At 64.5% G+C, this 6,349-nt stretch carries 6 protein-coding genes; 4 read left to right on the plus strand and 2 right to left on the minus strand.

All coding sequences use genetic code 11. From position 1 onward, the window contains the following. Positions 1-32 precede the first annotated feature (32 nt). On the minus strand, positions 33-1,178 hold the full coding sequence (gene aroB / locus J6497_RS17510; protein WP_225705516.1) for a 3-dehydroquinate synthase: 1,146 nt from the start codon (positions 1,176-1,178) through the stop codon (positions 33-35). Further along, complete coding sequence (locus J6497_RS17515; RefSeq protein ID WP_225705517.1) at positions 1,175-1,804, minus strand: shikimate kinase; 630 nt, start codon at positions 1,802-1,804, stop codon at positions 1,175-1,177. Before J6497_RS17515 ends, aroB begins: the two co-directional genes overlap by 4 nt. A gap of 141 nt (positions 1,805-1,945) precedes the next feature. On the opposite strand from J6497_RS17515, the gene J6497_RS17520 reads away from it, so the two are divergent. The 4 genes from J6497_RS17520 to J6497_RS17535 all read left to right on the plus strand — a co-directional run bounded on the left by J6497_RS17520 (position 1,946) and on the right by J6497_RS17535 (position 5,843). Then, positions 1,946-2,092 carry a histidine kinase gene (locus J6497_RS17520; RefSeq protein WP_225705518.1) on the plus strand — a complete coding sequence of 49 codons (147 nt, stop codon included), beginning with the start codon at positions 1,946-1,948 and terminating at the stop codon, positions 2,090-2,092. Between the two features lie 15 nt (positions 2,093-2,107). Beyond that, complete coding sequence (locus J6497_RS17525) at positions 2,108-2,944, plus strand: tyrosine recombinase (RefSeq protein ID WP_225705519.1); 837 nt, start codon at positions 2,108-2,110, stop codon at positions 2,942-2,944. 168 nt (positions 2,945-3,112) lie between these two features. Continuing rightward, entirely contained in the window at positions 3,113-4,075 is a 963-nt protein-coding gene (locus J6497_RS17530) for an acetyl-CoA carboxylase carboxyltransferase subunit alpha (protein ID WP_225705520.1), read from the plus strand. 229 nt (positions 4,076-4,304) lie between these two features. Then, positions 4,305-5,843 carry a L,D-transpeptidase family protein gene (locus J6497_RS17535; RefSeq protein WP_225705521.1) on the plus strand — a complete coding sequence of 513 codons (1,539 nt, stop codon included), beginning with the start codon at positions 4,305-4,307 and terminating at the stop codon, positions 5,841-5,843. Positions 5,844-6,349: the final 506 nt, after the last annotated feature.

Genomic DNA, 6,349 nt, shown 5'->3' on the forward strand with positions numbered 1-6,349 from the left:
TCATCCGAGGAGCGTTTTTACGAGGAGCGTTCTTAATTCTCGGCCAGTTTTGCCTTCAGGAAATCGCCGACCGACGCAGGCTCGACGTCGCGCGCGATCACGGCCCGGCCGACGGCTTCCAGCAGAATGAAAGTCAGCTTACCGCGCTTGACCTTCTTGTCCTGCGCCATCAGCCCCATCAGCACGTCGGCATCAGCCAGTCCTTCCTGGACGAAGCCGCCGATATCCTGCAGCCGCGTCGGCAACCCCACTGCAGCAAGGTGACGTTTGACGCGCGCGGCATCCGCGTGCGCGATCATGCCGAGGGAAGCGGAAAACTCCGCCGCCAGCACTATGCCGATGGCGACGCCTTCGCCGTGGAACAGCCGGTCGGAAAAGCCCGTCGCTGCTTCCAGCGCATGACCGAAAGTATGGCCGAGATTGAGCAGGGCGCGCTCGCCGGTCTCGCGTTCGTCGCGCGACACGATCGCAGCCTTGGCGCGGCACGAGGTCGCGATCGCGTGCTCGCGCGCCGCGCTCCCCGAGAAGATGTCGGCGTGATTGGCTTCCAGCCAGGCGAAGAAGGCTTCATCGCCAAGCACGCCATATTTGGCGACCTCCGCATAGCCGGCACGGAACTGGCGCGGCGACAGCGTGTCGAGCACAGCCGTATCGGCGACAACCAGCAGCGGCTGGTGGAAGGCGCCGATCAGGTTCTTGCCCTGCGGCGAATTGATCCCGGTCTTGCCGCCGACCGAGGAATCGACCTGCGCCAGCAGGGAAGTCGGCACCTGCACGAAATCGACGCCGCGGCGCAGGATGGCAGCAGCAAAGCCGGCGAGATCGCCGACCACGCCGCCGCCGAGCGCGATGACGAGATCGTTACGCTCGATCTTGGCCGCGATCAGCGCTTCGCTGACCTCCGTCAGGCCGACATAGCTCTTCGAGCTCTCGCCTTCCTCGACGATGATGCGCGAACTCGGGATACCCGCCGCCGCGAGCGACGCCTCGGCCGGCTCCAGCCAATGCTTCGCCACCGTCCGGTCGGTGACAACGGCGGTGCGCGCACCCGGGCGGAGCGCCGCAATGCGCGGCCCTAGCAACGGCAGCACCTCGCGTCCGATCACGATGTCATAGGCGCGGTCACCGAGTGCGACATCGACGGTGATGGGATCCGAATGTTTCAATGGCGCAGTCATGATGGCACGCTGATTCCGTTCGTTGCCGGTTGTGCCGTGCCGTTGCCACAGAGATGGGTGTGCAGCGCCTCCAGGCACTCCTCGACGATACGGTCATGCGGCACGTCGCGCGACGAAATCGTCAGGTCGGCGCTCCGGTAGACCGGCTCGCGTTCGCCGAGCAGACGGTTGACGGTTCCCTCGGGATCCGCCGTCTGCAACAGCGGGCGGTCGGCGCGCCGCCGCACCCGGCGCATGATGACATCGACATCGGCGCGCAGCCAGATCGAGATCGCCTTGGCACGGATGCAGTTGCGGGTTTCCTCACGCATGAAGGCGCCGCCGCCGGTGGCGAGCACGCCGGGACCGTGCGCGAGCAGGCGCGCGATCACCCGCGCCTCGCCATCCCTGAAATAGGCTTCGCCATGGGTTTCGAAAATCTCCGGGATCGACATGCCCGCCGCTGCCTCGATCTCACAGTCGGCATCGGTGAAGGGCAGCCTCAGCCGCGCCGCCAATCGCCGGCCGATGGTCGATTTGCCTGCACCCATCATGCCCACCAGCACGATCGATCGCGACCCCAGCGCGGCCAGAATGTCGGCCTCCAGGGACGGGAGCGCAGGTAGCGGTGCGGCGCTGTCTGGCATCTAAAGCTCGGTCTCTCGGCGAATTTGCGTCGTTCCAGGCCACCTATACTACCCCCGCCGATACCGTTGCCAGAGCCTTGCAACGGCTGAGGGAACATGATGGATGACGACGATGGTTAATTCGCCGCCCGAGCTTTCGACATGCCGAGCCTGTTCCGCTTCCTGACGGTCCTCGCCGTGATCGGCGGTATCGGATACGGGATCATCTTCGCGCTGGCCAATTTCGTGACCCCGAAACCACGGGAAATGACGGTGACGATCCCGCAGGAGAAGTTCCTCAAGAAATAGCCGCTATGATTCGGGATGCGTTCCAAGACCCGTTCCAGGACATCAGATGCCGGGCTGATCAGCCTGTTCCTCGACATGCTCGCGGCTGAACAGGGCGCCGGCGACAAATCATCCAGCGTGGCGCGCCGGCTCTCGTCGATGCGGCACCTGTTCCGCTTCCTGCTCAACGAGCGGCTTCGCACCGACGATCCAGCCGCGATCCTCTCTGGCCCGAAGCGCGGCCGCGGCCTGCCCAAGGTGCTGTCGATCGCGGACGTCGACCGCATGCTGACGCGGGCGAAGGAACTGACGCAAACCGATAGCTCGCCGGCGCTGCGGCTGCGCGCACTGCGGCTGCATTGCCTCCTGGAGGTGCTGTACGCCACCGGCCTGCGCGTCTCCGAACTGGTCTCGCTGCCGCTGTCGGCGGCGCGGCGCGACGCCCGCATGATCGTGGTGCGCGGCAAGGGCAACAAGGAGCGCCTGGTGCCGCTGAACGACGCCTCGCGGCAAGCAATGGCCGATTATCTTGCGGCGATGCAGGTGATGAAGCCGGAGAAGAAGGCCGCGCCGTCGAAATGGCTGTTTCCGTCCTTCGGCGCGAGCGGCCATTTGACCCGGCAGCACTTTGCCCGCGACCTGAAGGAATTGGCAGCCGCTTCGGGCCTGGCGCCTCGGCTCGTCTCCCCACATGTGCTGCGGCACGCCTTTGCCAGCCACCTCTTGCACAATGGCGCCGACCTGCGCATCGTCCAGACGCTGCTCGGCCATACCGACATCTCGACCACCCAGATCTATACCCACGTCGTCGAGGAGCGGCTGAAGAGCCTGGTGCGTGACCTGCATCCCCTGGCCGAGAAGTCGCAGCAGTAGTCGATCCGCCTTGACTTCGGCGGCTTCTCACAGGAAAGAGCGTCACCGCTTGCGGTCAGCCCGCGCGCCTCGACTGAGGCTGCGTGTTAACTTGTTGAAGATACAAAGCTTCTCTTCCAAACCTAGACCCGCTTCGCCGCCCGCCAGGTTCCTTCCTATATTGCCGTAATGCCGGATCAGATGCGCAGTTACCTCGACTTCGAAAAACCCGTCGCCGAGCTTGAGTCCAAGATCGACGAATTGCGCACGCTGGCGGCGTCCGGCAGCGACATCGGCGACGAGATCACGCGGATCGAGGAGAAGGCCGGCCAGGCGTTGGCGGACCTCTACGCCAACCTGACGCCCTGGCAGAAAACGCTGGTAGCGCGGCACCCGCAGCGGCCGCATTTCACCGATTTCGTCAGCGCGCTCATCACCGAATTCACGCCGCTGGCCGGCGACCGCAAATTCGCCGACGACGAAGCCCTGCTCGGTGGCTTCGGCCGCTTCCGCGGCGAGAGCATCTGCGTGATCGGCCAGGAAAAGGGCGCCTCCACCGAGAGCCGGCTCAAGCACAATTTCGGCATGGCGCGGCCGGAAGGCTACCGCAAGGCGGTGCGGCTGATGGAGATGGCGGACCGTTTCGGCATCCCCGTGCTCTCCCTGGTCGATTCGGCCGGCGCCTATCCGGGCATCGGCGCCGAGGAGCGCGGACAGGCCGAAGCGATCGCGCGCTCGACCGATGTCTGCCTGTCGCTGGGCGTGCCCAATGTCGCGATCATCACCGGCGAGGGCATGTCGGGCGGCGCGATCGCGATCACCACCGCCAACCGTGTCCTGATGATGGAGCACGCGATCTACAGCGTGATCTCGCCGGAAGCGGCATCCTCGATCCTGTGGCGGGACGGCACCAAGGCGCAGGAAGCCGCCAACAGCATGAAGATCACCGCGCAGGACATGCTGCGATTCGGCGTGATCGACCAGATCCTGAAGGAGCCGCCGGGCGGCGCCCACCGCGATCCCGCCGCCATGATCGCGTCCACCGGCGATGCCATCGCCCAGGCCTTCAACGACCTACGAAATCTTGATGCGGACGCGATCCGCAAGCAGCGGCGGCAGAAGTTTCTCGATATCGGCCGCAAACTCGGCTAGCCGCCCCGAAAGCGCGGCATTTTGCTCCAGTTCGCCTGGTTTGGCCGCAATTCGGCCCAGAGGCGGGTCTTTAACCTCTGCTTGACCATGCCCGTCATGGTTCCGGCCCGGTGACCCCTGTTAAGGTTGCGGGTCGGGAGTCCAAAGGTTACTATTTTAACGATCGCTTCAAGGCATAAGGGTTGAATCGGGGTTTGCCCGAAATGCCTGGTGGGTGTGGAGCTTGGACTTGAATCACCGCACGCTGGTTCGCGCGCTTCTGGCTTCGGCTGCCCTTGCGGCCAGTGTATTGCTCGCCGGTTGCAATAGCGACGACATCTCCTTCGCATCGAATGCCAAAGCCAACCAGCCGGTGCCGCCGAAGCTGGTCGCGGCGATTGGCGAAAAGAACATGGATCTGCAGTCGCCGATCCTGATCCGCCTGTTCAAGCAGGAAGCCGAGCTCGAAGTCTGGAAGCAGGACCGCTCCGGCAAGTTCGCGCTCTTGAAGACCTATCCGATCTGCCGCTGGTCCGGCGATCTCGGCCCGAAGATCCGCGAGGGCGACCGCCAGGCGCCGGAAGGCTTCTATACGATCTCGCCGGGCCAGATGAACCCGCAATCGGCCTATTACCTCTCCTTCAACACCGGCTATCCCAACGCTTTCGACAAGGCGCTCGGCCGCACCGGCTCGCAGCTGATGGTGCATGGCGACTGCTCATCGCGCGGCTGCTACGCGATGACCGACGAGCAGATCGCGGAAATCTACTCGCTCGGGCGCGAATCCTTCTTTGGCGGCCAGAAGGCGTTCCAGCTCCAGGCCTATCCGTTCCGGATGACGCCGGTGAACATGGCCAAGCACCGCAACAACCCGAATATGCCTTTCTGGAAGATGATCAAGGAAGGCTATGACCACTTCGAGGTGACGAAGCAGGAGCCGAAGGTCGACTTCTGCGAGAAGAAATATGTCTTCGACGCCACCAAGCCGCCGAGCGCCACTCGCGACCCGGTATTTGATGCGTCCGCCAAATGCCCGGCCTATGTGATCCCTGACGAGATCGCGAGCGCCGTACGCGAGAAGCAGCAACAGGAAGCGGCCGAGGTCGCCAAGCTGATCTCCAAGGGTACGCCGGTGGCACGGATGAACACCGGCATCGACGGCGGCATGAACAAGATCTTCGCCTCCAAGCTGCCGGAGGGCAGCACTGGCCTCTCCGAGGGCGGCGACAGCCAGAGCCTGCAATCATTGTCGCTGGCGCGCGCCCCCGGCACGATCCCGTCCACCGTCAATCCGCCGAAGCCGAACCTGGCCCAGCCCGAGGAGCCGGTGGTGGCGGTGTCGACGACCTCGTCGACGTCATCAACCCGTGTCGCTTCCGCCCCGCCTGCGACGAAGCCGGACCAGCAGTCGGACGGCTTCTTCTCCAACCTCGCCCGCAAGGTCGGGATCAGTGCCACGGCCGACGCCAACGCCGCCGCTACCAGCGTCCCGCCCTCTGCGCCAGCAGCGGCCGCGAAGCCCAAAGCTGCGGCGACGAAGCCTACCGAAACCAAGCCTGCCAACACCAAGGCTGCCGAGACCAAACCGCCGTCGGTCGTTCGCGTCGCACCGAAGCCCGCCGAGACCAAGCTCGCCGCCGCCAAGCCGGCGCTCAAGCCGACCGTCACCGACGCGCCGACCACCTCGACCGCGGCAGCCGCGCCCGCCGCCAAGGACACGCAGCTCTCAGGCTCGCAGCCGATCGTGCACTCGAACTCCTTCGACAGCCGCTTCGGAGCGATGAAGTAGGCGCCGCGTTCACCTCCGTCGGCGCTTCTTCTGATTCAAATGTCAAACAGCTTTCCGCTGTCATCGTCCGGCTTGACCGGACGATCCAGTATTCCAGAGGCGTCTGAGCTTAAGTTGAGAGGCCGTCGGTTACTGGATGCCCGCCTTCGCGGGCATGACGATGGAGTGTGAGAAGAGGATGTGCATTCGCATTCTCGCGGCGCGTTACGCCCGAGCTTTGCATCTCGTTCCACCCTCTCATTGAGTAGAGGGCGCAGGGAAAGCCGGGTGCCGGTTGCACCCGTGGGCCCCGTGCAACAAAAAGCACGGGGGTAGGACCACAGGTCAACCGGAGCAACACCGGCTTTCCCTGCGCAGTGGTTTACGGCTTACTTCGTGCTCTTCCCGGTGACCGGGCTTTCTTGCCACCGTCGCCTCTCGCGCAAACTTGTTCGCGCAAAAAACTTAGCGCCAGCGTCGGGGCGCCAGAACCACACGACTTCGCCGTCCACGGATAGTCACGCTCG

The organism is Bradyrhizobium cenepequi, from assembly GCF_020329485.1.
Taxonomy (GTDB): domain Bacteria; phylum Pseudomonadota; class Alphaproteobacteria; order Rhizobiales; family Xanthobacteraceae; genus Bradyrhizobium; species Bradyrhizobium cenepequi.